The organism is Altererythrobacter sp. Root672 (assembly GCF_001427865.1).
Classification (GTDB): Bacteria; Pseudomonadota; Alphaproteobacteria; order Sphingomonadales; family Sphingomonadaceae; genus Croceibacterium_A.
Genome location: NZ_LMHH01000001.1, coordinates 231,440 through 257,584, shown reverse-complemented (window position 1 = coordinate 257,584; position 26,145 = coordinate 231,440). Strand labels below are relative to the sequence as shown.

General features: G+C 66.3%; 22 protein-coding genes and 1 pseudogene. 15 read left to right on the top strand and 8 right to left on the bottom strand.

Annotated features, from left to right (window positions below):
* The first annotated feature begins 354 nt into the window (after positions 1–354).
* From ASD76_RS01165 to ASD76_RS01105, 13 genes and pseudogenes are all read left to right on the top strand, one after another.
* Positions 355–1,320, top strand: a complete 966-nt coding sequence (locus ASD76_RS01165) for a helix-turn-helix domain-containing protein (protein WP_055917293.1) — start codon at positions 355–357, stop codon at positions 1,318–1,320.
* 95 nt (positions 1,321–1,415) lie between these two features.
* Positions 1,416–1,739 (top strand): TraR/DksA family transcriptional regulator, encoded by a 324-nt coding sequence (locus ASD76_RS01160; protein WP_055917290.1) that lies wholly within the window; start codon positions 1,416–1,418, stop codon positions 1,737–1,739.
* Between the two features lie 155 nt (positions 1,740–1,894).
* Positions 1,895–3,730: a PEP-utilizing enzyme gene (locus ASD76_RS01155; protein ID WP_055917287.1), complete on the top strand. Its 1,836-nt coding sequence runs from the start codon at positions 1,895–1,897 to the stop codon at positions 3,728–3,730.
* A gap of 169 nt (positions 3,731–3,899) precedes the next feature.
* Positions 3,900–4,937: a PEP/pyruvate-binding domain-containing protein gene (locus ASD76_RS01150; protein ID WP_055917284.1), complete on the top strand. Its 1,038-nt coding sequence runs from the start codon at positions 3,900–3,902 to the stop codon at positions 4,935–4,937.
* Complete coding sequence (locus ASD76_RS01145; protein WP_055917281.1) at positions 4,934–5,410, top strand: acetyl-CoA carboxylase biotin carboxyl carrier protein; 477 nt, start codon at positions 4,934–4,936, stop codon at positions 5,408–5,410. The genes ASD76_RS01150 and ASD76_RS01145 overlap by 4 nt, the downstream gene beginning before the upstream one ends.
* 138 nt (positions 5,411–5,548) lie before the next feature.
* Positions 5,549–7,009 carry a biotin carboxyl carrier protein gene (locus ASD76_RS01140; protein ID WP_055917278.1) on the top strand — a complete coding sequence of 487 codons (1,461 nt, stop codon included), beginning with the start codon at positions 5,549–5,551 and terminating at the stop codon, positions 7,007–7,009.
* A complete protein-coding gene (locus ASD76_RS01135; RefSeq protein WP_055917274.1) occupies positions 7,006–7,836 on the top strand; it encodes an HAD-IIA family hydrolase in 831 nt (276 codons plus the stop codon). Before ASD76_RS01140 ends, ASD76_RS01135 begins: the two co-directional genes overlap by 4 nt.
* A 9-nt stretch (positions 7,837–7,845) precedes the next feature.
* Positions 7,846–8,283: a methylmalonyl-CoA epimerase gene (gene mce, locus ASD76_RS01130; RefSeq protein WP_055917271.1), complete on the top strand. Its 438-nt coding sequence runs from the start codon at positions 7,846–7,848 to the stop codon at positions 8,281–8,283.
* 70 nt (positions 8,284–8,353) lie between these two features.
* Positions 8,354–10,517 (top strand): annotated as a pseudogene (gene scpA, locus ASD76_RS01125) (methylmalonyl-CoA mutase).
* On the top strand, positions 10,514–11,524 hold the full coding sequence (gene bioB, locus ASD76_RS01120; protein WP_055917268.1) for a biotin synthase BioB: 1,011 nt from the start codon (positions 10,514–10,516) through the stop codon (positions 11,522–11,524). Before scpA ends, bioB begins: the two are co-directional and overlap by 4 nt.
* Before the next feature lie 118 nt (positions 11,525–11,642).
* On the top strand, positions 11,643–12,050 hold the full coding sequence (locus tag ASD76_RS01115; RefSeq protein ID WP_156457500.1) for a lysozyme inhibitor LprI family protein: 408 nt from the start codon (positions 11,643–11,645) through the stop codon (positions 12,048–12,050).
* Positions 12,050–14,155, top strand: a complete 2,106-nt coding sequence (locus tag ASD76_RS01110; protein ID WP_055917262.1) for an acetyl/propionyl/methylcrotonyl-CoA carboxylase subunit alpha — start codon at positions 12,050–12,052, stop codon at positions 14,153–14,155. The genes ASD76_RS01115 and ASD76_RS01110 overlap by 1 nt, the downstream gene beginning before the upstream one ends.
* 2 nt (positions 14,156–14,157) lie before the next feature.
* On the top strand, positions 14,158–14,961 hold the full coding sequence (locus ASD76_RS01105; RefSeq protein WP_055917258.1) for a nuclear transport factor 2 family protein: 804 nt from the start codon (positions 14,158–14,160) through the stop codon (positions 14,959–14,961).
* Between the two features lie 112 nt (positions 14,962–15,073).
* Here ASD76_RS01105 and ASD76_RS01100 read toward each other — a convergent pair whose 3' ends face one another.
* From ASD76_RS01100 to ASD76_RS01090, 3 genes are read right to left on the bottom strand one after another with little or no spacing between them, the layout of a single operon-like run.
* A complete protein-coding gene (locus ASD76_RS01100) occupies positions 15,074–15,631 on the bottom strand; it encodes an NTP transferase domain-containing protein (protein WP_055917256.1) in 558 nt (185 codons plus the stop codon).
* Complete coding sequence (locus ASD76_RS01095; protein WP_055917253.1) at positions 15,624–16,508, bottom strand: XdhC family protein; 885 nt, start codon at positions 16,506–16,508, stop codon at positions 15,624–15,626. The genes ASD76_RS01100 and ASD76_RS01095 overlap by 8 nt, the downstream gene beginning before the upstream one ends.
* Positions 16,469–18,070 (bottom strand): tannase/feruloyl esterase family alpha/beta hydrolase, encoded by a 1,602-nt coding sequence (locus ASD76_RS01090; RefSeq protein ID WP_235506448.1) that lies wholly within the window; start codon positions 18,068–18,070, stop codon positions 16,469–16,471. The genes ASD76_RS01095 and ASD76_RS01090 overlap by 40 nt, the downstream gene beginning before the upstream one ends.
* Before the next feature lie 173 nt (positions 18,071–18,243).
* Here ASD76_RS01090 and ASD76_RS01085 point away from each other — a divergent pair, with 173 nt between their 5' ends.
* A complete protein-coding gene (locus ASD76_RS01085) occupies positions 18,244–19,218 on the top strand; it encodes a hypothetical protein (protein WP_055917247.1) in 975 nt (324 codons plus the stop codon).
* A gap of 198 nt (positions 19,219–19,416) precedes the next feature.
* Here the strand turns inward: ASD76_RS01085 and ASD76_RS01080 are convergent, their stop codons facing one another.
* From ASD76_RS01080 to ASD76_RS01070, 3 genes are read right to left on the bottom strand one after another with little or no spacing between them, the layout of a single operon-like run.
* Complete coding sequence (locus ASD76_RS01080) at positions 19,417–19,737, bottom strand: hypothetical protein (protein ID WP_055917244.1); 321 nt, start codon at positions 19,735–19,737, stop codon at positions 19,417–19,419.
* A gap of 31 nt (positions 19,738–19,768) precedes the next feature.
* Entirely contained in the window at positions 19,769–21,988 is a 2,220-nt protein-coding gene (locus tag ASD76_RS01075; protein ID WP_055917242.1) for a xanthine dehydrogenase family protein molybdopterin-binding subunit, read from the bottom strand.
* The gene (locus ASD76_RS01070; RefSeq protein WP_055917239.1) at positions 21,981–22,454 is read right to left on the bottom strand and encodes a (2Fe-2S)-binding protein; all 474 of its coding nucleotides are present in this window, start codon (positions 22,452–22,454) and stop codon (positions 21,981–21,983) included. The genes ASD76_RS01075 and ASD76_RS01070 overlap by 8 nt, the downstream gene beginning before the upstream one ends.
* Positions 22,455–22,600: 146 nt before the next feature.
* Here ASD76_RS01070 and ASD76_RS18445 point away from each other — a divergent pair, with 146 nt between their 5' ends.
* Positions 22,601–23,125, top strand: coding sequence for a MarR family transcriptional regulator (locus ASD76_RS18445; protein WP_321164413.1), 525 nt, complete (start codon positions 22,601–22,603; stop codon positions 23,123–23,125).
* A gap of 148 nt (positions 23,126–23,273) precedes the next feature.
* Here ASD76_RS18445 and ASD76_RS01060 read toward each other — a convergent pair whose 3' ends face one another.
* A complete protein-coding gene (locus ASD76_RS01060) occupies positions 23,274–25,367 on the bottom strand; it encodes a PQQ-dependent dehydrogenase, methanol/ethanol family (RefSeq protein ID WP_082553544.1) in 2,094 nt (697 codons plus the stop codon).
* Position 25,368: 1 nt separating this feature from the next.
* A complete protein-coding gene (locus ASD76_RS01055) occupies positions 25,369–26,133 on the bottom strand; it encodes a nuclear transport factor 2 family protein (protein ID WP_162249626.1) in 765 nt (254 codons plus the stop codon).
* Positions 26,134–26,145: the final 12 nt, after the last annotated feature.

Below are 26,145 nucleotides of genomic sequence, written 5' to 3'. Positions count from 1 at the left end.
TTAGGGGGGACGCGATCTGCGGGGCCGCACTATCGCGATGTTCGTGATTTGTGCCATATCAGTGCGTTGATGTCAAGTCATTTTGCCAAATGGGTTCAATTCCAAGATCCTCCCCGAGCTTGCTCGGGGAGGGGGACCGCCGACGAAGGCGGTGGTGGAGGGGCGTCCTTCGACAGGCTCAGGACGAACGGAGCTTGAGGAAAGGCCCGTTCGTGGTGAGCTTGTCGAACCACCTGCGCATGGCCGCCTACCCCTCCGTCACGCGCCTTCGGCGCGCGCCACCTCCCCGAGCAAGCTCGGGGAGGATCTGAGGAATCCTTGCCCCTTGGTCCGACGCGGCCTAGCCTCCGCCCCATGACCCCAACCGCCTCCTCCGACGACGCCAGTTGGACCTCCGCCGGTCTCGCCCGGCGCGAGGCGGTGCGCGAGTGGCAGGAGTGGGCCGCCCGCACGATCGCCCCGATCGACGTATGCGTATTCGACACCGACAGCTTCGCCGCCCGCTGGTCCAGCCACGGCGTCGGCCAATTGCGCCTGCTGCGGCTGGAGGCGCCGGCTCAACGCGTGGTTCACTGCGGCAACGAGGGTAACGCCGGGAAAGCCACGCCCTCGATCCAGCTCGTCTACGCCCGTAGCGGCGCGCTCAAGACGCGCATGGGCGGCAAGCGCTTCACCGTGCAGCCGGGCGAGTTCGTGCTGCTCGACAACACCCGTTTCTACCAGATGGAAATGGACACCGCGCACGAGGCGGTGGACTTGATGATGCCACTCGGCTGGCTCGACCGGTACCTGCCCGATCCGGGCGCTTTGCTCGGACGGCCGGTAAGCGCCCGCGAGGGTTGGGGCGCGCCGCTGGGCAGCCTGCTCGAAACGATGGCCGAGGGGATCGACCAGACGCCCCTCCCCCGCCCGATGATTGCCGAGCAAGTCGGCGCCCTGCTGACTCTGGCCACCGGCTTCCACGAGCCCGCCGCCGAAAGCCGCCATCGCGGCCAGCTGGCCCGGCAGATCCTGCGCAGGATCGAAACCGACTTCGCCGACCCCGACCTCTCGCCCGAGGGGCTGGCGGCGGAGCTGGGCATTTCCAAGCGCTACCTGCAGACCTTGCTGGCGGGGAGCGGCACGAGCTTCGTGCAGGAACTCACCGCCACTCGCCTCGACCGCGCCAGCGACATGCTGACAGATCCGCGTGCCGGCGGGCTGAGCGTAGGCGAGATCGCGTTTCGCTGTGGGTTCCTCGACCCGGGATACTTCGCGCGGGCGTTCCGCAAGCGGCTCGGTGTCACGCCGAGCGAGTGGCGATTGGCGACGAGGGTTTGATCCAGAAATCCTCCCCGAAACGGGGAGGATTTTCACTCGGTTGTATCCCCGGCCCCACCCCTGCTAAGCAAAGCCAGCCGGAGAAGGAGCCCCCCATGCCCGATACCGCCGCCGCCAAGTCCCGCCTCGAAGCCCAGCTCGCCGAGCTGCAAGGCCGGCTCGAGCGCATCGAAACCGACCTCGCCGAACCGCTCAACCCCGACCTGCCCGAGCAGGCGACCGAGATGCAGGACGACGATTCCCTCGGCGGCCAGGCCGAACTCGTCGCCCGCCAGATCGCCTCGACCGAGCGCGCGTTGGAGCGGATTGAGGACGGCAGCTACGGCGTCTGCGTGCAGTGCGGAGCGGATATCGCCGAAGGTCGGCTTGAGGCGCGGCCCGAGGCGGCGCTGTGCATTGAGTGCGCGCGGGGGCAGTAGGACGCACTCACTGCGCGATAATCCCACCCCTCATGCGCGGGAATCCTCACATTCAGTTGCGGGCAAGGGCTAGACCTGCAACCCTTCGAAGAGGCCCGCCACTCTAGAGACCCCAACGGTCCGGTGGGCACTTCCGCGAGAGAGGTTTGCCCACGATGCCCGAAGCCAAGTCCTTTCCCCTGCCCAGCGACCTCAAGGTCGTTCCCGGAACCGAGGCGGCTCAGGCCTCCTACCCCTACTACACCCAGTTCGTGCCCGAGGATGACCAGAAGTTCTGGTTCTACAACTCGATGCACTTCCCCGAGCCGATGCATCACTTCGACATGATCACGGCGGAAGCGGCCTATGTCGCGCTGGGGGCGTTCAACACCCGCGTCCACGTGCTGCCCACCGCCAAGGGCATCGAGCACCGGGTGATCAACGGGCGGGTCTATATCGGCGGCGTCGCGGTGACCGACCCGGCCGAGATCGGCGAGCGCGTCGAGCAGTTCCAGCAGCGCGCGTTCTACTACTACGAGCACTGGGAGAAGCTCTACGACCAGTGGAAGGTCAAGATGAAGGTGCTGATCGCGGACGCCCAGGCGCTGCCCAAGCCTTCGCTGCCCGACTACGAGCCGATCGAGACGACCCACACCGGCAAGGGCGTCGCCAGCAACCACGCGCTGCTCGACATCTACCAGAAGCAGATCGAAGGGTACCACCGCATGTGGCACCACCACTTCGAGTTCCTGCTGCTCGGCTACGGCGCCTACATGACCTTCTTCGATTTCTGCAAGAAGGCCTTCCCCGAGATCAGCGACCAGGCGATCAGCCGCATGGTGGCCGGCATGGAAGCCGAGATCTTCCGCCCGGACGAGGAAGTGAAACGCCTCGCCCGCCGCGCGGTGGAGCTGGGCGTCGACCGGCATTTCACCGACGGCATGAATATCGACCAGGTGCTGGCCGAACTCGATGCGGTCGGCAACTCGGGCAAGGAATGGCTCGGTGAGCTGGAGACTAGCCGCAACCCGTGGTTCAACGTCAGCAGCGGCGACGGGTTCTACCACTACCACCGCAGCTGGAACGACGACCTCTCGCTGCCGTTCGCCGCGCTTCCGGGCTACATCGACAAGATCAAGTCAGGCACCAATATCGAACGGCCGACTGCGCAGCTGATTGCCGAGCGCGAGCAGTTGGTAGCGGACTACCGCGAACTGCTCGACACCGACGAGGACCGCGCGACCTACGATCAGCTGATCGGCCTGGCGCACCGGGTGTTCCCCTACGTCGAGGGGCACAAGTTCTACTGCGAGCACTGGTACACCAACCTGTTCTTCAACAAGATCCGCGAGTTCGGTGCCTTGCTGCGCGATCACGGCTTCTGGGAGCGGGAGGAGGACATCTTCCACCTCACCCAGTACGAAGTCGAAAGCGCGATCATCGACCTCATGCTCAGCTGGGGCATCGGCGCTCCGCCGCGCGGGCCGCAGCACTGGCCGGCGATCGTGGCCCAGCGCAAGGCGGCGATCGAGGAATGGGCCAAACACCCGACCTCGCCCGCCCTCGGCGCGGTGCCCGACGTGATCGACGATCCGGCGATCGTGATGCTGTGGGGCATTACCCGCGACAACCTCGATTCCTGGCTGTCCGACGGTGACGAGGACTCGAACGAGTTGAAAGGATTTGCCGCCTGCTCGGGCGTCGTTGAAGGGACAGCGCGCATCGTCAAGTCGGTCGAGGAAATCGGTCGACTTCAGCAGGGCGACATCCTGGTCTGCCAGGTGACCAACCCCACCTGGTCGCCGATCTTCCAGAAGATCGCGGCCGCGGTCAGCGACATCGGCGGGTCGATGAGCCACATGGCCATCGTCGCGCGCGAGTACGGCCTGCCGGCAGTGGTCGGCACGGGCAAGGCGACGCAGCGGATCAAGGACGGTCAGCGCATCCGTGTCGATGGCGGACGCGGCGTGGTGACGATCCTCGAGGACGAGCCGGTGCTGGAAGAAGCGTGATGGAATTGTTCGTGACAAGATCCTCCCCGTTACGGGGAGGGGGACCGCGCGCGCAGCGCGGGGTGGAGGGGCACCCGCAAGTGCTCCTGACCTCTCGCGCTGGGACAAGCGGCCTGTGCCCCTCCACCATCCTGCGGATGGTCCCCCTCCCCGTGCCGGGGAGGATTTGATGGCTGCTGTTTCCTGGTTCCGCGAGGTCGGCATTGCCGACCGCCCCACGGTTGGCGGCAAGGGCGGCTCGCTCGGCGAGTTGACCAGCGCCGGCATCGCCGTACCGCCGGGGTTCGTGGTCACCACGCATGGGTTTGAACTGTTCCTCGAAGCGCTCGAAGCCCGCGAACCCGTGCGTTCGCGGGTGGAGGCGCTCGATCCGAATGATCTCGGCGCGGCCACCAAGCTGTCCGAGGAGCTTCGCCGCCGGGTGATCGAGGAACCGATGCCGGCCGAAGTCGAGCAAGCGATCCGCGCCGCCCATGCCGAGCTGTGCCCGAACGCCGAGCCTGTCGCGGTCCGCTCCTCCGCCACCACCGAGGACGCTGAAGACGCCAGCTTCGCCGGTTTGCAGGACACCTTCCTCTGGGTCCTCGATGCCGACCAGATGGTCGCCAAAGTGCGCGAGTGCTGGGGTAGCCTCTACTCGGTCGAGTCGATGACCTACCGCCTCAAGCACACCTTCCCCGAAGCGGGCGTGGCGATGGCCGTGGTCGTCCAGCAGATGGTCGACGCGATGTGCGCCGGGGTCATGTTCACCCGCAGCCCGACCACCGGCGACAAGTCAGTCATCACCATCGAAGGCGCCTGGGGCCTCGGCAGCTCGGTCGTCTCGGGCGAAGTCACGCCCGACCGCTGGGTGCTGGGCAAGATCACCGGCGAGATCTCGGTGCGCGACATCTCCGACAAGCACGCCCGGCAGGTTCCTGCCCCGGGCGGCGGGATTCAGGAGATCGCCAACGAGGCGGTCATCGCGAAGCAGCCTTGCCTGACTGATGACCAGCTCATGGCGCTGCGCGAAGTCGGGCGAAAGATCGAGCGGCACTACGGCAAGCCGCAGGACATCGAATGGGCGCTCGACGAGCAGGGCAACGTGTTGCTGCTGCAGAGCCGGCCCGAAACCGTGTGGTCGACCAAGGACGCCACCGCGCCGGTCAAGCCGCCTGAGGACAATCCGCTCAAGCACGTGATGAGCATCTTCGGGGGCCGAAAGTGAGCCTGACGGCGCGTGACATTGCCGAAATTGCGAAGCTGCTCGACACCTCGCACTTCTCCTCGCTCGACCTCACGGTCGGCGAGTTCAAGCTGCGCATCCGCCGTGATGGCGGTTGGTCGGGGCGCGAGGTCGATGACGAGCCTGTTCATCCACCCGCGCAACACAAGTCATCGACTTCTGAGCCACCACCGCCGCCGCTCACGCAAGAGGCCGGGGCTGCTCTGGTCGGCGAAGTCGATGTCCCCGCCCCGCTGCTCGGCAATTTCTACGCCGCGCCGCGACCGGGCGACCCGCCGTTCGTCAACGTGGGCGACTCGGTCGACGAGGAAACCGTGGTCGGCATCATCGAGGTGATGAAGCTGATGAACCCGATCCGCGCGGGTGTGTCCGGCACGGTCGTGGCGATCCTTGCCGCAGACGGCACCGCGGTAGAGGAAGACCAGCCGCTGATCCGTGTGCGGCTGAAGGGATGAGAGCGATGCCCTCTCCCCCTCATTTCGTCATCCCCGCGAAAGCGGGGACCCAGTGCGGCAAACGCTGCGCAACCTGGGTTCCCGCTTTCGCGGGAATGACGAAGGTAAGGGGTGTTTCTGGTTTGAGGGTTCACTGAAATGGCCAACATCCAGATCGTCGAAACTTCGCTGCGCGACGGCAACCAATGCCTGTGGGGGGCGCTCGGCGTCACCACCGCCAACACGCTGACCATCGCCCCCGCGATGGAGCGCGCCGGTTACCGCGCGATCGACTTCACCACCTCGACCCACATGGGCGTGGCGGTGCGCTACAAGCAGGAGGACCCGTGGGAGCGGATCCGGGCGATGGCGGACATCTGCCGCAACACCCCGCTGCAGTTCCTCTCCACGGGCTTCCGCTTCATCGCCTGGGAGACCGCCAGCCCCGAGTTCATGGAGCTCGCCTTCCGCACCCTCGCCCGCAACGGCATCCGCCGCTTCGCGCTGGCGGACCCGATGAACGACGCGGTTTCGAACGTGGAAGTCGCCAAGCTGGTCAAGCGCAACGGCGGCGAGCAGGTCATCGGCGCGCTGGTCTATACCATCAGCCCGATCCACGATGATGCGCACTACGCCGAAGCCGCGCGGATCATGGCGGCGAGCCCGGACATCGAGTCGCTCTACATCAAGGACCCCGGCGGCCTGCTGACCGCCCGCCGTGCCCGCACGCTGATCCCGGCGATCCTGGCCGAGATCGGCGACAAGCCGCTCGAACTCCACAACCACTGCACCATCGGCCTCGCCGAGCCTGCCTGCCTCGAAGGCGCCGAACTCGGGCTGTCGGCCGTACAATGCGCCAGCGGCGGGGCGGCGGACGGGACCTCCAACCCGCCGATCCAGCGCATGATCTCCAACTTGCGCTCACTCGGCCACACCGTCGATATCGACGATGAGGCCGTGGCCGAAGTGGCGCAGTACTTCACCGCACTGGCCGAAGCCGAGGGCCTGCCGACCGGCCATCCGATGGCGTTCGACGCTGCCTACCTCCAGCACCAGCTGCCCGGCGGTATGGTCGGCACGATGCGCCGCCACCTCGCCGACCACGGCGTGCCGCACCTCGAAGGCGCGGTGATCGAGGAAATGGGCCGAGTGCGCGAGGAGCTGGGCTGGCCGATCGTGATGACCCCGTTCGCGCAGATGCTGCAGACCCAGGCCGTGCTCAACGTCACCGGCAAGGAACGCTACGGCGTGATCCCTGACGAGATCATCCGCTACGCCATCGGCCGTTTCGGGCGCCCCAACGTGCCGATCGAAGGCGAGACGCTGGATCGCATCATGGCCAACCCGCGCACCAAGGAACTCGATGCCGAGCCGGGCATGGCCGAGCTGTCCGACTTGCGGAAGCGCATCGGTGCAAACCTGTCGGACGAGGAGTTCCTCCTTCGCGCGACGATGCCGACGAACCTGGTGGACGCGATGCAGGCCGCCGGGCCCGCGGAGCGCGAGTATGATCCCTCCAAGGTGCCGGTGATGAACCTCCTGCGCGAGGTCCTGAAGCGCACCGACGTAACTCAACTCACGGTCGAGAAGGCCGGATTCAAACTGGAAGTCGAAGCATGACCCTGGACCGCCGCCCCAAGGGCTTCATGTTCGACCTCGACGGGACGCTGATCCTCTCCGACCGCAAGCTCGGCGGCTACACCGCCATCCCCGGCGCGGCCGAGGCGCTGGCCGCTCTCGACGAGCGCGGCATTCCGTGGATCGCGATGACCAACGGCAGCGCCTATCCGGCCTCGGTCCAGGCCCCTCGCTTGCGTGCCGTTGGCTTACCCGTGGCCGACGAGCGCCTGTTCACTCCGAACAGCGTGGCCGGCAAGGTCATGCTCCAGCGCGGTTACTCGCGAGTGCTGGTTCTGGGCACGCAAGGTGTCGTCGATGCGCTCGAGGAAATGGGCGTGGCCTGCTGCTTGCCCGGCTCGCCAGAGGCGGAGATCGCCGACGCGGTCTACGTCGCCTGGCACCCCGACTGCACCATGGACCACATCCACGCCGCCTGCTCGCGCGTGCTCGACGGGGCTGCGTTCCTCACCGCCTCCGACGTGCCGTACTTCGCCACCAAGGACGGCCGCTCGTTCGGTTACTCCTGCGCGATCAACGGCGCGATCTCGCGCGTGACCGGCCACGAGCCCGAGCCGTGCGGCAAGCCGAGCGCGCTGGCGCTGGAACTGATCGCCGATGAGTTGGGCATAGCGGAACAGGACGTCGGCGTAGTCGGAGACGATGCCGTTGCCGAAATGCAGATGGCCCGCGCGGGCGGCGCCATCGGCATTGCGGTCACCAGCGGCTCGACCGACCGCGCGCAATGGGCCGCGCAACCGCCAGAGCGCGCGCCGCATGCGGTGATCGACACCGTCGGGGATTTGCTGGCGGACGGACTTATCGGCTAGAAGCCGGGCATGAAGCTCGGCCGTCTCAATCACGTGGGCGTGGCGACGCCCGATATCGAGGCCGCCATCGCCTTCTGGCGCGACACGATGGGCGCCACCGCCATCACCGAACCGTTCGACATGCCGGCGCAGGGCGTGCGGGTGTGCTTCGTCGATACGCCCAGCGGCGGCACCCAGATCGAACTGATCGCCCCGCTGGACGAAAGCTCGCCGCTTACCGGGTTCCTCGAACGCAACCCGCTGGGTGGCCAGCATCACGTCGCCTTCGAAGTGCCCAGCATCGAAACCGCCCGTGCCGAGTTTGAAGCCGCGGGCAAACGCATCCTCGGCCCGACCCGGATCGGCGCGCACGGCACGCCGGTGTTCTTTGTCCACCCGAAGGACATGAACGGCATGCTGACCGAGATCATGGAAACCCCCGACCACCCCCCTTCCCGTTCGCCCTGAGCTTGTCGAAGGGCGTTGGCGCAACACGAGCGGGCTTCGACAAGCTCAGCCCGAACGGATAAGGTGGGGAATGACTGACAAGCGGGACTGGCAGGACAAGGCGGCCAAGGAACTCAAGGGCCGCGATGCCACCTGGCATGTGCCCGAAGGGTTCGCCATCCAGCCGCTCTACACCGCCGAAGACCTGCCGCCGGACCCGGGTCTCCCCGGGTTCGCGCCGTTCACCCGCGGCCCCTATGCCTCGATGTACACCGGCCGCCCGTGGACCCTGCGCCAATACGCTGGGTTCTCGACTGCCGAGGAATCGAACGCCTTCTACCGCCGCAATCTCGCCGCCGGGCAGAAGGGGCTCTCGGTCGCTTTCGACCTCGCCACCCACCGTGGCTACGACAGCGACCACCCGCGCGTGGTCGGCGATGTCGGCAAGGCGGGCGTGGCGATCGACACCGTCCGCGATATGGAGATCCTGTTCGACGGTATCCCGCTCAACGAGATGTCGGTCAGCATGACCATGAACGGCGCGGTGCTGCCGGTGCTGGCGTTCTACATCGTCGCGGCAGAGCGTCAGGGCGTGGCGCAGAACCAGCTTTCGGGGACCATCCAGAACGACATCCTCAAGGAGTTCATGGTCCGCAACACCTACATCTACCCGCCCGAACCGAGCATGCGGATCGTCTCCGACATCATCGCCTATTGCTCGGCCAACCTGCCGAAGTTCAACAGCATCTCGATTTCCGGCTATCACATGCACGAAGCCGGGGCGACGGCGGTGCAGGAGCTCGCCTTCACCATCGCCGACGGCAAGGAATACGTGCAGCGCGCGGTCGCGGCAGGCCTCGACATCGACGCCTTCGCCCCGCGCCTGTCGTTCTTCTTCGGCATCGGGATGAACTTCTTCATGGAAGTTGCCAAGCTTCGCGCCGCGCGCACGCTGTGGTACCGGGTGATGGACGGCCTCGGCGCCGCCGACGAGCGCTCCAAGGTCCTGCGCACCCATTGCCAGACCAGCGGCGTGAGCTTGCAGGAGCAGGATCCCTACAACAACGTCATCCGCACCACGGTGGAGGCGCTGGCGGCCGTGCTCGGCGGGACGCAGAGCCTGCACACCAACGCGCTCGATGAAGCGCTGGCGCTGCCGACAGACTTCTCCGCGCGGATCGCCCGCAACACCCAGCTGGTGCTGGCCGAGGAAACCGGCGTGACGCGGGTGATCGATCCGCTCGGCGGCTCGTATTACGTCGAAGCCCTGACCGCGAAGCTGGTCGAGGAGGCCGAGGCGCTGATGGCCGAGGTCGATGGCCTTGGCGGCATGACGGCTGCGGTCGCGAGTGGCATGCCCAAGCGGCTCATCGAGGAAGCGGCGGCGGCCCGGCAAGCGCGCGTCGATCGCGGCGAGGACGCGGTGATCGGGGTCAACCGCTACCCGCTGGATGAACACGCGCGGATCGACACGCTCGAGGTCGACAACCACAAAGTCCGCGACGGACAGATAGCGCGGATTGGCAGGGTGCGGTCTGGGCGCAACGAGGCGCGCTTAAAATCCGCGTTGGAAGCGCTGACACTGGCGGCGCAAGATCCTCCCCGAGCAAGCTCGGGGAGGATCTAATCTCCTCGCCCTCGCCGTCGAAGCAGCCCGAGCCGACGCCACTTTAGGCGAAATCTCAAGCGCCCTTGAGGTTACCTTCGGACGCTACGGAACCACGCCCGAACCGGTCGCCGGAGTGTACTCTCAGTCCTACGCTGGCGACGCCCGCTACGCCCAGGTCGTGGCTGGCGTCGAGGCTGTTGCCCGCCGCCTCGGCCGCCCCCCGCGGCTGCTCGTCGCCAAGATGGGCCAGGACGGGCACGACCGCGGCGCCAACGTCATCGCCAGCGCCTTTGCCGACATGGGCTTCTCGGTCATCCCCGGCCCGCTGTTCCAGACACCGAGCGAGGCCGCCAAGCTCGCCATCGCCGAAGATGTCGACGCCGTCGGCGCCTCCAGCCTCGCGGGCGGACACAAGACGCTGATCCCCGAACTGGTCCAGGCGCTCAAGGCCGCCGACAAGGCCGACATCAAGGTCGTCGCCGGCGGAGTGATCCCGCCGCAAGACTACCAGTTCCTGCGTGACGCGGGCGTGCAGGGAATCTACGGCCCCGGCTCGAACGTGGTCGAATGCGCGGCGGACCTGCTGCGCTTGCTCGGCCACAACATGCCGCCTGCGGGCGAAGGATTGGAAGAGGCTGCCGAGTGAGCGAAGTTCGCACCGACTGGACCCGCGAGGAGATCGCCACCCTCTTCGCCCTCCCCTTTACCGAGCTCGTGTTCCGCGCCGCCGAGGTCCACCGCACCCACCACCGCGCGGGTGAGGTGCAACTGTGCACGCTGCTCAGCATCAAGACCGGCGGCTGCCCGGAGGATTGCGGATACTGCTCGCAGTCGACCTCTGCCGATAGCGGGGTCAAGGCGACCAAGCTGCTCGACGCGCAGGAGGTGCTGCAACGCGCCGCCCAGGCGAAGGACGCGGGGAGCCAGCGGTTCTGCATGGGCGCCGCCTGGCGTAACCCCAAGGACCGCGACATGCCGGCGATCGTCGAGATCGTGAAAGGCGTGCGGGCGATGGGGCTGGAGACCTGCATGACGCTCGGCATGCTGACGCCCAAACAGGCGGGGCAGCTCGCCGAGGCGGGGCTCGACTACTACAACCACAACATCGACAGCAGCCCCGAGTACTACGAGCGCGTCATCACCACCCGCACGATGGGCGACCGACTGGAGACGCTCAGCAACGTCCGCGCGGCGGGGATCAATGTGTGCTCGGGCGGGATCGTCGGCATGGGCGAGACGCGCGAGGACCGCGTCGGCTTTATCCACACCCTCGCCACCCTGCCGCAGCATCCTGAGAGCGTGCCGGTCAACGCGCTGGTACCGGTCAAGGGCACGGTGCTCGGCGACATGCTGGCCGACACCCCGCTCGCCAAGATCGACGACATCGAATTCGTCCGCACGGTAGCGGCGGCGCGGATCACCATGCCGCTCTCGATGGTCCGTCTCTCCGCCGGGCGCGAGGCGATGAGCGAGGCGACGCAAGCGCTGTGCTTCCTGGCGGGCGCGAATTCGATCTTCACCGGAGACAAGCTGCTGACCGCACCCAACGCGGGCGACGATGCGGACGGAGCGCTGTTCGCCAAGCTGGGCTTGGTGCCGCTGACTGGCGAAGAGCCGATGCGGGCCTGCGCGAGGGTCGAGGCGGCGGAGTGATCTCACAACCAACAAACCTTCGTCATCCCCGCGAAAGCGGGGACCCAGTCGCAGTTAGAGCCCACTGGGTCCCCGCTTTCGCGGGGATGACGAATAGAGGTAGTTGGCAGTGATAGCTGTGTTGCTCCTGCTTCTGGCCCAACCAGACGCGAACGCCGCGGCTGCTACCGAAGCGCTCGATGACTGCGCCGACCCGCAAGCCCAGCAGGAAATGAACCGCTGCGCCTACCTCGACTTCCAAAGCGCCGACGCCGCGCTCAACGAAGAGTGGGCCACCACCGTTGCCGCGATGAAGGCTGCTGACGCGGAGATCGACCGTGAGTACGATCAGCAACCCGGCCACTACGAAACTCTGCTCGAAGGCCAGCGAGCCTGGCTCAAATACCGCGACGCGCAGTGCCTGATGGAGAGCTTCGAGGCGCGCGGCGGTTCGATGCAGCCGATGCTTGAGAACTTTTGCATGACCTACCTGACCGAACTGCGCATCCAGCAGCTGCGGCTTATGACGGCGGGGCCCGAACGCTGATGTTCACCAAGATCCTCATCGCCAACCGTGGAGAGATCGCCTGCCGGGTGATCCGCACCGCTCGGCGCATGGGGATTGCGACAGTGGCGGTCTATTCCGACGCCGACTCTCGTAGCCCGCATGTGAAGATGGCGGACGAGGCGGTGCATATCGGGCCTTCGCCTGCCGCCGAAAGCTACCTGCGCGCTGACAAGATCATCGAGGCGTGCAAGGCGACTGGCGCCCAAGCGGTGCACCCCGGCTATGGCTTCCTCTCCGAACGGGCGAGCTTCGTCGAAGCGCTCGAAGCGGAGGGCATTGCCTTCATCGGCCCGCCCGCCACCGCCATCGCGGCGATGGGCGACAAGATCGAGAGCAAGAAGCTAGCGCTCGCCGCCGGGGTCAACGTGGTTCCCGGCTTTGTCGGCGAGATCACGGATACCGAGCACGCGGTCGGTATCTCAGCCGAGATCGGCTACCCGGTGATGATGAAGGCCAGCGCCGGCGGCGGTGGCAAGGGGATGCGCCTCGCCTGGACCGAGCTGGACGTGCGCGAAGGCTTCGAAAGCGTGCGCCGCGAAGGGCTCAACTCGTTCGGCGACGACCGGGTGTTCATCGAGAAGTTCATCGAGGACCCGCGCCACATCGAGATCCAGCTGCTGGGCGACAAGCACGGCAACCTGGTCCACCTCAACGAGCGCGAATGCTCGATTCAGCGGCGGCACCAGAAAGTCGTCGAGGAAGCGCCCAGCCCGTTCGTCACGCCGGAGATGCGCTCGCGGATGGGCGAGCAGGCGATCGCGCTGGCGCGGGCGGTCGGGTACCATTCGGCCGGTACGGTCGAACTGATCGTCAGCGGCGCGGATCCCACGGGCGAGAGCTTTTACTTCCTCGAAATGAACACCCGGCTGCAGGTCGAGCACCCGGTGACCGAAGCAATCACCGGGATCGACCTGGTCGAGCAGATGATCCGCGTGGCAGCAGGCGAAGCGCTGCCGTTCACGCAAGCAGACGTCGGCCTGAACGGATGGGCCATCGAAACGCGGGTCTATGCCGAGGATCCCTATCGCGGCTTCCTGCCGAGTACCGGGCGCTTGATCCGCTACAATCCTCCCCAGAGTGGGGAGGGGGACCATGCGAAGCATGGTGGAGGGGCACCCTCGACCGCTCCTGACCTCGCGTCGTCCCGTAAGCCGCCAGTGCCCCTCCACCACCCTGCGGGTGGTCCCCCTCCCCGTGCCGGGAAGGAATACGTGCGCGTCGATGACGGCGTCGCCGAGGGCGGCGAGGTGTCGATCTTCTACGACCCGATGATCGCCAAGCTGGTCACCTGGGCCAAGACGCGCGAGGCGGCGGCGGACCTGCAGGTCCAGGCGCTCGACGACTTCGAGATCGAAGGCCCAGGCCACAACATCGATTTCCTCAGCGCGCTGATGCAGCACCCGCGTTTCCGCTCGGGCAATCTCACCACCGGCTTCATTGCCGAGGAATATCCCGACGGCTTCCACGGCGCTCCTGCCGACGAGGGACGCCTGCGCGTGATCGCCGCGATTGCCGCCGGTAGCAGCTTCAGCCGCATGGGGCTGGCCCGCAAAACCTCAGACCAACTCAACGGACCTCCCCCCGTCCCCTGTGAGTGGACCGTCCGGATCGAGGGACACGACTACGAGGTCACCCTCGGCGATGGCCACGCGATAGTCGACCAGCACCGGATCGAGGGCACCTGCGACTGGATGCCCGGAATGCGCACCGCGACCGCGACGGGCGAAGGCGTCCGCCTGGGCCTGAAGGTCGCGCGCGAGGGGCTTGAGTGGATCATCACCACCCACGGCAAACGGCATCGCGCCCGCGCCCTGCCCGCTCGCCTCGCCCCGCTCGCCGCGCTGATGAAGGAGAAGGTGCCGCCCGATCTCTCGCGCCTTCTGCTGAGCCCGATGCCGGGACTGCTGGTGAAGCTCCATGTGGCGGAGGGGGACAAGGTCGTAACCGGCCAACCGCTCGCCACGATCGAGGCAATGAAGATGGAAAACATCCTGCGCGCGCAGAAGAACGGCACGGTCAAGGCGATCACGGCCGATGTCGGCATGAGCCTCGCCACCGATGCCGTGATCCTCGAACTGGAGTGACGATGGACTACGCCGAGTACGAACGCGTCTTCAATTCCGGCGACGACGACCTGCTGGTCGAGCGGTTCTTCTGCGACGACGTGAAGTTCTCCGCCGGCTCGGGCGACCGTTCGGGCAAGGACGAACTGCTCGCGTTCCTGCGCTGGGCGCATGACGGCGTGCGCGAGGTGATGCGGCCACAGTCCTGGGTGCTGCAGGGCGATCACCTGTTCGCCGAAGTCGACATGGACTTCCACGCCAGCAAGGAACGCGCGGACTTTCCCTTCGGCCACCTCCATCCGGGCGACACGGTGACGGTGAAGTTCCTGGTCCACTACACTCTGCGCGATGACAAAGTGGCCGCGCTCAAGTCGATGACCTGGGCGCCTGGCAAGGGGGTGACGACGCTGCCGCCGCTGGGGCCGCACCCGAGCCAGCTGGCCGCGTACGGCGCCTACACCGCCGCGTTCTCCAACGGCGATCCCGAGCGTTACACCCGGTTCTACACCGACGATGTCGAGCTACTGCTGGGCTCGGTACCGCCGATGCAGGGCAGGCAGGCGATCGCCGATTTCTACACCGCGATGTTCAAGCGGGTGCGCGAGAGCCTGACCGTGCACTCGATCACCGCCAGTGAGCAGGAGATCGTCAGCGACACCACCAGCCGTTTCACCGCCATCGCCGACGCGCCGGACTTCGTGGTCGGAGCGCTTAACGAGGGTGACTACATCGAGGTGCGGGTGATCGTGACCTACACCCTGCGTGATGGCCTGATCGAGCGGATCGCCGTGCAGCGCGCGGGCGAGCCGGTCATGGTGCGGGCCTAGATCAACTTCCAATCCAACTTTCGTCATTCCCGCGAACGCGGGAACCTAGGGCGGAACAGCGCAAAGAGCCGACTGGGTCCCCGCGTGCGCGGGGATGACGAAGAGGGTGTGGTTAGCGGTTCAACAGTCGGACCAGCTCGGCCAAGTCCTCTGGTGTATCCACATCACGCAGCGTTCCCACCGGCGCGTCGAGCAAGCTAGCACCAGCAAGCAGCGGCCCCGCGCCGCGGTCTCCGGTCAGCGCCATGGCCTCGGCGATCAAAGTCCGGTCGAGCAACGCCGGCACTCCGGGCTTCCCATCGGGGTGCCTCGTAGCAGCAGGCGCGGCAGTCGAAGCGAGTTCGCGAAGATAGGCGGCGTCGACCAGCGGCATATCGGCGAGCAGCACAAGCAACGACCCCTCCCCAGCTTCAAACGCGGCCCGCGCGGCCAGCGCCAAGGACGAACCAAGCCCCGCGTCCGGCTCGCGATTGACCAGGATCCCCCATCCCTCGGCAAAACTAGCGCCCTCGGGCCCAGTGACGATGACACCCGGCCTTAGGCCCGCCTTTTCCGCTGCTTCGAGTGCCCAGCGCCCGAGCGGCTTGCCCGCGCACTCGGCCTCGAGCTTGCCGCCCCCGAACCGACGGCCCCGCCCCGCCGCGAGCACCGCGACCAGCGGCTCAGCCATGCGGGTGGAGTTTCTCGTATTCGCCGACGATCCCCGCGAGCACCGAGAGTGCGAGGACGCCCGGTTCCCGGCTGTGCGTAATCACGCCCACCGGGCTGCGGATGCGGCCGAGTTGCTCGGTTGAAACGCCGGTTGCCTCCAGCCGCTCCAACCGCGTGCGGCGCGCCTCGAAGCCGCCTTGCGCGCCGATGTAGAAGGCCGGCGTCGCCAGCGCCCATTCGAGGATGGCCTGCTCCCACTCGTGATCGTGGAACAGCAGCACCACCGCAGTCCAGGGGTCGGCGGAGAGGCCAGCGGGGCGCCGTCCAAGGGAGAGCGCGTCCTTGCCGTATGCCGAGACTTCGACTCCGGCGGTTGCGGCGAGGGCCACGAGCGCGTCCAGTTCCGGCCCTTCGCCGAACAATTGCAAGCGCAGGGCCGGGATATAGCAACGGGTGTGCAATTGATGTGGCGTGCCCGGTAGCGGAAGCTCAGCCGATTGCCGGCAGTCGAGCCGCTCGACCGCCGCCCGGCAAACCTCCCGATCAGGCTCCGGATCAATCAAGACATCGAGCCCGCTGCCACAGGGCAAGCGGAAGTCGATCAACTCCGATCCGCTGCCGAAGCGCTTGACCACCGGCCCGCTCGCCACCGTCACTTCCGTCGCGAGTTGGCGTTCGAGGCAGCCGTCGGCAAGGCTGCCGGTGATCGTGCCGTCGGCATGTACCGCCAGCTGCGCCCCTAACCGGCGGGAGAAGCTGCCTTCGATACCGACTATCGTGCACAGACCCACGCCTGGCTCACAGGCCGCGCGCAAGGCGGCGCGGTCGTCAGCCCAGGCGGTAGTCCGTGCCGGCATCAGGTCCGCGACGGTGCGGTCGTTATCGTGGTCGTACATTGGAAGTTGGCCGGGTCATTCGGGTCGCCCTGCCCCTTGTACTGCGCAAAGGCCGGCCAGGCGCACAGCGGCCGGGTCATCGGTTCGCGCGGCGGACCGGCGGGAGCGCCCGGAGGGCCACCTGCCGCGGTCGGACGTGTGGCGATGATCTGGTTCGGGGCCTTGCCCGAGGTCGCCCAGGCGTCGATCGCGCCCAGGGTATCGAAGTCGCTCGGCCCCTCACCGCCCGAGCAGTGATCCATGCCGGGAGCCATGAACAGGCGGAACTGGTCGCGCGCCTGTTCGGAGGTGAGCGTGGGCAGGAGCCTGTCATAGAACCCGAGCGAGTTAGTCGCCGGGATCAGCCCGTCGCTCCAGCCATGGCTCATCAGCAGCTTGCCGCCACGGGCGAAGAAGGCCTTCAGCCCGTCGGCCGGGACATTGAGGATATCCGCGCCGTATTCGCGCGAACGCTGCATGTCCCGCTGGTAGTCGAAGGTCTTCCAATCCCAGCCCTGCTGGTCACCGAACACCAGCATCGAGAAGTAGGTCAGCGCCACCGGGAACGGTTGCGGCCCTTGCGTCAGGGCGCCGAGCTGCATCTCGCTACCGGCAGGCCAGCCCGGCAGTCCCGGCGGGCCGCTGTAGATCGCGCGGATCGTTTCGACTTGCGGCGCGGTCAGGCACTGGTCGCTGTCGGCACCGGTGCACTGGATGGTGGCCGGGTCGAACTTGCAGGCGTCGGGGCGTCCGATCACGCCATCCTCGAGCCCGTCGAGCTTGTCGCACTGCGCCACCGCCGCGCGGTGTACCGCGGCCATCTTGGGCACCGACACCATCGCACCCGGCGCCCGGTTGGGCTGCCAGCCGGCCCACATCGACTGGGTCATCAGGTCGGTCATCGGATTGGCCGGAGCCATCGCGCTGATCGCGTCGAAATCATCGGGGTAGCGGTGCGCGGCCATCAGGCCCTGGCGCCCGCCGGTGGAGCACGAGTTCCAGTACGAAAGTTTGGGCCCGCTGCCGTAAAAGGCGGAGATCGACTTCTTGGCCGTGACCACCATCTGATGCACCGCTCGGTGGCCGAAATCGACCAGCTTTTCGGGATGACCGATAGCCCAATCGGCGGTCAGCCCGCTACCGGTGTGCCCGGTGTCGGTCGTCGCCACGGCGTAGCCACGCTTGAGCGGGTCGGCGAGCTGCGAATAGCTGAGCTGCCCGGCCCAGATGCCGTTGCCGATGCCGACGAACTTGCCGTTCCAACCACTCGCCGGGAGCCAGACTTCGACCTTGATGTCGGAATCGCTCGTCGGTGTCAGCGTCGCCTGGACCCGGCAGAACTGCGGCAAGTCGCGGTAGGCCGCATTGGCCACGCCCGGGGGCAGGTTGCCCGGCAGGCCCGGCTGCTGGAACGCGCCCGGCGCGACCAGCTCGGCCGAAGTGACCTTGCCGCCATCGAGCGCCATCTTTACCAGGTCGCCGCAGTCCGCCGCCGAAGCCGGCGCCGCCGCCACCAGTGCCAGCATGGCACCTCCGCTCAACAAGCCCCGCAACATGCCCTTGCCCAACAGTACTCTCCGCATAGCCGATCCTCCCCCTTATTCGGTTCTTGGGATCGTCATAGTCGGGTTTGCCGCGAAGGCCAGAAGCGGGATTGTCGCAAAATGTCTGTGGGCTTGCTCCGCTCGCCATCTCGCCGCAAAGTCCGCCACGAAGCCGGCGACGACCGGAGACAGGGAGAGAGGGGATTTCCGAGATGATGAAGCTCAAGCTGCTTGCAGGCGCCGCCGCGATGGCGCTGGCCCTGCCTGCCACCGCCCAGGCGCAAGACTGCGACCGGGCGTGCCTGATCGCCATGGCGGACACTTACGCCGCCGCCCTTGTTGCGCACGATCCCTCGAAGGCCCCGCTCGCCAGCAACGTGGTGACGGTCGAGAACATCAAGAAGATCGGCAGCGGCGAAGGCCTGTGGCGCACCGCGACCAAGGGACCGACCGAGTACCAGATCCACGTCGCCGACCCGGTCTCGCAGCAGGTTGGCCTGCTGGCGATGATGGAGGTCGAGGGCAAGCCGGCGCTGGTCGGCATTCGCCTCAAACGCGAAGGCGGCAAGATCGTCGAGGCCGAGCACATGGTCGCGGGCAATCTCAGCGAAGGGCAGCTCAATAACCTACGCGCTCCGCGCCCGGCTTTGATGCGCCCGGTGTCCGAGGAATATGCGGATTCGCGCGGCCGCCTGATCCACATCGGCAAGAGCTATTACGACGCGCTCGACAACAACAACGGCAGCCTGACGCCCTTCTCCGACGACTGCGAACGGCGCGAGAACGGCTTCCAGACGGCGCGCAACCCGATGGTCCGCAACACCCCCGGCGGCAATGGCCAGACCGATCCGGCCTTCGCCTACCTCGGTGGCCTCGGCTGCGAGGCGCAGATGGACACCAACATGTGGGAGTACATCGACACCATCGAAAACCGCCGGGTCGATATCGCCGATACCGAGACGGGGTTGGTCTGGGGCATGAGCCACTTCCACCACGACATGAAGGAAGAGCGCTATCGCCTGCTCGGCGTGCCGGGGACCGAATACCGGGTGATCCGCGCTTCGACCGGGGCGGGCTTCGATATGCCGGCGATCCACATCTACAAGGTCTGGGGCGGGCAGATGCATGAGATCGAGGCGATCGGGATCGTCACGCCCTACATGTCGCCGAGCGGTTGGGAGAAGTGAGGGCTCTCCCCTCCCGCTTGCGTAGCCCATCCTTCGTCATTCCCGCGAAAGCGGGAACCTAGGGCGGAAGCGCACAAGAGCCGACTGGGTCCCCGCGTTCGCGGGGATGACGAAAGGTCGGGCGTTTGCTCTTCGCTGCTTTGCGCCTTTGCGTGAGACCAAAATCCTCCCCGAGACAAGCTCGGGGAGGATCTATCATCAGAACTTGATTGTTACCCCGACGATCACGCTGTCGCCGCCGTTGCTCGGGTCGCTCTCGGCCCGCAAGTTAGCCTTGGCGTTCTTGCCCAGCGAGACCTCGACCTTGTTGTCCGGTTCAGCCGGCGCCTCAGTCCTTTCGAGCCGATTGGCCGATTGATCAGGAGCGCACACCACGATCTCGCTCGCGCTGCTTTCGCCGCACGGCGGATCTACCAGGATGTTGATCACCAGCGTCCCATCCTCGCGGGAGTAGGACCGCTCCTCTTCGAGCGACGGAGCGTAGACTGCCTTTTCGAGCGCCGGTTCGGGAAGGTCCATCTGGAGCTCCCCGAACCGCCCGCCCTAAGCCTCAGGCAAACAGCTTGGTATCGATCGGCAGGCTGCGCACCCGCTTGCCGGTCAGCTTGAACAGCGCGTTCGTCAACGCCGGGATCACCGGCGGCAGAGCAGGCTCGCCCATGCCGGTCGGCGCGTTATCCGAAATGACGAACTCGGTGTGGATCTTCGGCGTAATCGGCATGCGAGGTAGCTGGTAGTCGTGGAAGTTCGACTGCTTCGTCGCGCCGTTCTCGATCTCGATCGCGAGGCCGAGTGCCTGGCCGATACCGTCGATGATCGAGCCTTCGACCTGGTTCAGCGCCCCGAACGGGTTGATGATGTGGCTGCCCACGTCACCCGCTGCCCAGACGTTGTGCACCTGGACCTGCTTGCGCGACGACAGGCTCGCCTCAACCACTTCGGCGAAGTAGCCCATGTGGCTGAAGTAGAACCCGAAGCCGAGCGCGTGGCCTTCCGGCACCGGCTTGCCCCAGTTCGCCATTGCCGTCGCCTTGTTGATCACCCCGCGCATGCGCTCGGGGTTGAAGCCTGGCGATACGCCCATGAAGCCGCGCTCGTCGGGTTCTTTCTCGTGCCCTTCGATCATCTCGAGCAGCAGGGTCGGCAAGTCCTTCCCGGTCTCGACCGCGACTTCGTCGAGGAAGCTCTGCATCACATAGGCCAACGCGTTCGATGACGGCGCACGCAGCGCGCCCATCGGCACCCGCGTCTCCATTTGCGTCTGCGCATAGCGGAGGTTGGGCACGAACTTGGCCGGGAAGATGTCGGGCGCCATCGCCGCGGGGTTGTAGGCCCCGGCGCCGGGGAGCGAGAACGTGACGAAGTGATCGTCGAACCCGGTCAGCTTGCCGTCCTTGTCGACCGCCGCGCGCAGGCGGTGCCATCCAGCCGGACGGTAGAAGTCGCTGCGAACGTCATCCTCGCGGGTCCAGATCAGCTGGACCGGCGTGCCCGGTACCTTCTGCGCGATAGCCGCGGCCTGGTGCATGAAGTCGTTGGTCAACCGCCGGCCGAAGCCGCCACCCATGCGGGTGATGTGCAGCTTGACCTTGTCCGGGGTGATCCCGAGCATCTGCGCAACCGAGCCCTGCCCGGCCTGCGGATTTTGCGTCGGAGCCCAGAATTCGATCGAGCCATCGTCGTGCATCTGCGCGGTGCAGTTCTGCGGTTCCATCGGCACGTGGGCGAGGAACGGGTAGAAATACTCCTGGTCGAGCACTTTGGCCGCCGAAGCGAAGGCCGCATCGACGTCGCCATGCGAGACGATCGGCGACTGCGGTTTGCCCGAGGCCATCGCCGCGCGGGCTGTTTCGTCGTAGCGCTGGCTCGAATGGTCGCCCCAAGGGCCGTTGTCCCATTCGATGGTCAGCTTCTCGCGCGCCTTGTTGGCGAGCCACCAGTTGTTCGACAGGATCGCGACACCGTCGACGAGCTGCTCGGCATTGCCGTTGCCCTCGATCACGAAGGCATCGATCACGCCCGGTGCAGCCTTGACCGCATCGAGGTTGGCAGACTTGAGCTTGGCCCCGAACACCGGCGAACGCTCGAACGCTGCATAGACCATGCCCGGAAGCTGGGTATCGACGCCGAAGATCGGCTCGCCCTTCACCACGCGCGGCGAATCGACGCCGCCGATGGCGCGGCCAATGATGTGGAAGTTCTTCGGGTCCTTGAGCGTGACTGTCGCCGGGTCCGGCGGCGTGAGCTTGGCGGCGTCGCTGGCGAGTTCGCCATAAGTGGCCGAGCGGCCCGAGGACACCTCGATCACCTTGCCGAGTTCGGTCTTGAGACCCTTGGCATCGACGCCCCAGCGCTGCGCGGCCGCTGCCAGCATCATCTGGCGCGTAGCAGCGCCGACCTGGCGCATCGGCATCCAGTTCATCGGCGTGGCAAAGCTGCCGCCGGCGAGCTGCGGGCCGAACTTGGCCGCGTTGCTTTCCGCCTGCGTGACGCGCACCTGGTTCCAGTCGGCGTCGAGCTCATCGGCGATGAGCATCGGCAGCATGGTCTTGATGCCCTGGCCGATCTCCGGGTTCTTGCCGACGATAGTGATGGTGTTGTCGGGCGCGATCGAAACGAACGCGTTGAGCGTCGCTTCGGCGGGTCCGCCTGCGGCCGCGGTAGCCGCACGGGCGACCATCGGGATCGAGGCGGTCAGCACCAGGCCTCCGCCAGCGAGCGCGCTCGCCTTGAGCAGGGTGCGGCGCGAGAGGGTCGCTTGATCAGACATTCGCCGTCCCCTTTTCCGCGACCACAGCAATCGCGTCGCGAATGCGGGTGTAGCAGGCGCAGCGGCAAATATTGCCGGCCATCGCCGAGTCGATCTGGCTGGCGCTCGGCTTCGGATTGCGAGCGAGCAAGGCGCTGGCGTTCATCAGCTGGCCTGCCTGGCAGTAACCGCACTGCATGACGTCTTCTTCGAGCCAGGCCTGCTGCAGCGCGCGACCGATCTCGGTCTTCTCCAGCGCTTCGATCGTGGTGACCTTGCTGTCCGCACCGATCGAACCGACCGGCAGCGAGCACGAGCGTTGCGCCACGCCGTCGACATGCACGGTGCAAGCGCCGCACAGCGCCTTGCCGCAGCCGAACTTGGTTCCGACCATGTTGAGTTCGTTCCGCAGCGCCCAAAGCAGCGGCATGTCCTCTGGTACGTCCAGCTCGCGCACCTCGCCGTTGATGTTGACCTTATAGGTCATCGAAAAATCTCCCCTAATCGCCGGGCTCCACTAGTGCACCGGACAAAGTCAATCGCTTGTAGCGCAGGAGATTTGTTCGGGAAAGCTTGCTCTCTACGAAGGTGCTTTGCTTGACAAACACACGGACAATGCCGGAAGCCCTACTGATGACGACGGTCACCCCGGCTACAGACCTCGCCTCGAACTCGGATTCCTCGAGTTTCGAGATCTATCGCGATGGCGGTACCACGCGGGATATCCGGCTGACGGTGCATCTCGTACTCGCGGCGCGGCGCTGGCGCTCGCTGCTGGACGAGCAATTGCGCCTGATCGGGCAAAGCGCTGCGCGGATGGAAGCGCTCGCCGCGATCATCAATTCGCCCTCGCTCAGCGCCCAGGTCGACATTGCCAAGCGCCTGCGGATCGAAGGTCCGACGATGACGCGCATGCTCGACACGCTGGAGAAGGACGGGCTGGTCGAACGCCTGCCCGACCCGAGCGACCGGCGCAGCAAGCTACTGCGGCTGACGCGAGCAGGAGAGACAGCGCTGGAGGAGATCTTCGAGATCGCCGACACCATGCGCACGCGGCTGCTTGAGGGATTGCCCGCCGACAAGGTCGATGAACTCGATGGGTTCCTCGAGGTCTTGATCGGGCGCTTGGACGCCGGGCTGCCCTCGCAGGCGGGCTGACCAAGATCCTCCCTGAGCTTGCTCGGGGAGGGGGACCGTCCGCGAAGCGGATGGTGGAGGGGTGTTGCACCATTTCGCCTACCCCTCCGTCACGCTCCTGCGGAGCGCGCCACCTCCCCGAGACAAGCTCGGGGAGGATTTAAGTCACCTACTCGCTCCGCCCCCAATCCTCATTCGCCCGTGCGATCAGGTAGTTGTGGATCGCGTCCACATCCTCCTTCTTCAACAGGTCGGCAAAGCTCGCCATGCCCTTGTCGAGGTAGAGCCCCTCCAGCACGATCTGGTTGAACTTGCTGTGAGTATCGGCAGTCATATGGCGCAAGTCCTTGACCCCGCCCATGGCGTTCTGGCCGTGGCACACCGCGCAAGTCTGGGCGAACAGCTGCGCGCCCGCCTGGATCTGCGCCTCGGACGCCCGCAGTGGCGGCGGAGGAGGCACGGCGGCGGTGGCCGCCAGCGGCGGAAGCTGCTTGGTCCCACCGAGCTTGAACACCAGCAACCGAGCCTTGGCGCGCGGCAGTTCGGTGCCCGATGACTGCTCGATCTGAGCGGCGCCCCCGCCCCAACCGGCGTTGACCGCAACATACTGCTCGCCATCGAGCATGTAGGTGATGCCGCCCGCGACGGGGGCGCTCTGCGTCGGGAACTCCCATAGCGTCTTGCCGGTCCGCGCATCGAAGGCAGCGAAGGTCTGCTTGGTCGTGCCCTCGAACACCAGGTCGCTCGCGGTGACGAACACACCGCCGTTGCCATGACGCGGCAGTTCGACCTGCCAGGCGGCCTGCTGCTTGACCGGATCCCAGGCGGTGAGCCAGGCCTTCTCGACCTTGTTGGCCTCCTCCATCAGCTTCATCCGCTGCTGCAGCACCGGCCCGGAGAACCCGCCCCAGCCGCTGTTCGAGCGCATCGGCTGCGGCTTCCAGTCCGGCTGGAGCGCATAGACAAAGCCCGACTGATAGGCCGGGAAATAGGCCAGCCCGGTGCGCGGGCTGTAAGCCATCGGGAACCAGTTATGCGCCCCGCCGGGACCCGGCATGACAAGCTTGGGGTCGAAGCCATAGCGCACGGCTTCGTTCACGATCGGGCGGCCCTTGTCGTCGAAGCCGTTGTTCCAGTTCTGGATCACATGCGCCGCGGCGCTGATGAACGCGCCGGTCTTGCGGTCGAGCACGTAGAAGAACCCGTTCTTCGGTGCCTGCATCAGCACCTTGCGCGGCTTGCCGTCGATCTGGAGATCGGCGCTGATGATCGAGGCGGTGCAGGTCCAGTCCCACTCCTCGCCAGGGTTCATCTGGTAATGCCAGGCATACTCGCCGGTATCGGCCTTGAGCGCCACGATCGAGCAGACGAACAGGTTGTCGCCCTTGTTCTCCGACCGATAGAACCGCGAGTGCGGAGAGGCGTTGCCGGTGCCGACATAGACCAGGTTGAGCTCGGGATCGTAAGCGATCGAGTCCCACGGATTGGCCCCGCCGCCGAGCTCCCAGTACTTGTTGCCGAACCAGGTCTCGCGCACCCAGCTCATCACGCTGTCGGACGCTTCGCCGTCGGGCCCATCAGCCGGGTTGCCCGGAGTCAGAAAGAACTTCCACTTCTTGGCTCCGGTCTCGATGTCGAAGGCCGCGACGAACCCGCGCACGCCGAAGTCACCGCCGGACTGGCCGACCACGACCTTGTCCCCGAACACGCGCGGCGCGCCAGTGATCGAATAAGGGAACGTCTTGTCGAACGTTTCAGTGGACCAGATTGGCTTGCCGCTAGTCTTGTCGAGCGCGATCAGGCGCCCGTCGAGCGTGGCGATGATGACCTTGTTGCCCGACATGGCGAGCCCGCGCGAAACCGGCTCGCAGCAGGCATAGCGAGCCATCTCGCGCGGCACTTGCGGATCGTAAGTCCACAGCCGTTCGCCGGTCTTGGCGTTGTAGGCGATGGTCACGTTGAACGGCAGGATGTTGTAGAGCACCCCGTCCGAATAGATCGGCGTCGCCTCGACCCCGCGATAAGTGTCGAGATCGTCGTACCAGGCGAGCCCGAGCTTGCTGACGTTCGAAGCGTCGATCTGCGTCAGCGGGCTGTAGCGCTGCGCCGAATAGTCGCGCCCGTCGCTCGGCCATGCTCCGGCCTCGGGCGTCGCAAGCGGATCGCTCGCCGCCGCCGTGCTGGCGATCGACAGCGTGGCCAGGGAAGCAAGCGCGGCCAGGGCGCCGAGCCAGGCGGCGGGGCGGGTTCTCAGGATGGTCATGTCAGTCTTTCGGCGGTTCGGCGATCGGTTGCGTGCCATCGGCGAGACGGCCAACCGTGAGGGATTGCTGCTGCTCCGGGGTTCCGGGCGGCCGGTGATAGGCGCCGACCTGGCCCGTGTCGGGGACCAAGGCATGGCCGCTAACCGGGTTCGGATAGTGGAACGGCACGATGTAGTAGGCCGGATAGGTCAGGTAGACCGTCGAAGGCGGCAGGTCCGGCGCCGGTTCGAACTTGTCGGGCCAGGTGTTGTTGAGGGCGTTTTTCCCCCAGCCTTCCCAATTGGTGTACATGGTGAAGGGCCCGCTGAGACGGCTGATCCGCCACACGCCGTCTTCGCCCTTCTCGTACTCGTTCTCGTAGAGCGGCAGGCCCCAGCCCGCGTTGCTCATCACAAAAGCGCGCGAGCGGACCCAGCCGGTCTTGCCATCGGCGGAGATGTCCGGGATCGGCTGGAACTGCATGTGGTTGGCAAGCACGCCATCCTTCGCGCCGTCGGGCCCGAACGCGGTCTGCATGTATTCGAGCACGCGGTGCTTGCCGAGGAACAGGCCCTTGCCGCCGATCTCCAGCGTGGCGTCGTCGGTGAACAGCTCGCTAAGCTGGGTCCACTGGCCCTTGTCCACGAAGTAGCCATAGGCCTTCTGCAGCCGCTCGATGGCGTTCATGTCCTCAAGCCGGGTGATGCGGGACTCGAGCTGGTCGAGCTTGGCTTCGGTGCTCTGGGCGATGGCGGGCGTGGCGACCGCGCAAAGCAGGGCGGCCAACACCACCCCCGC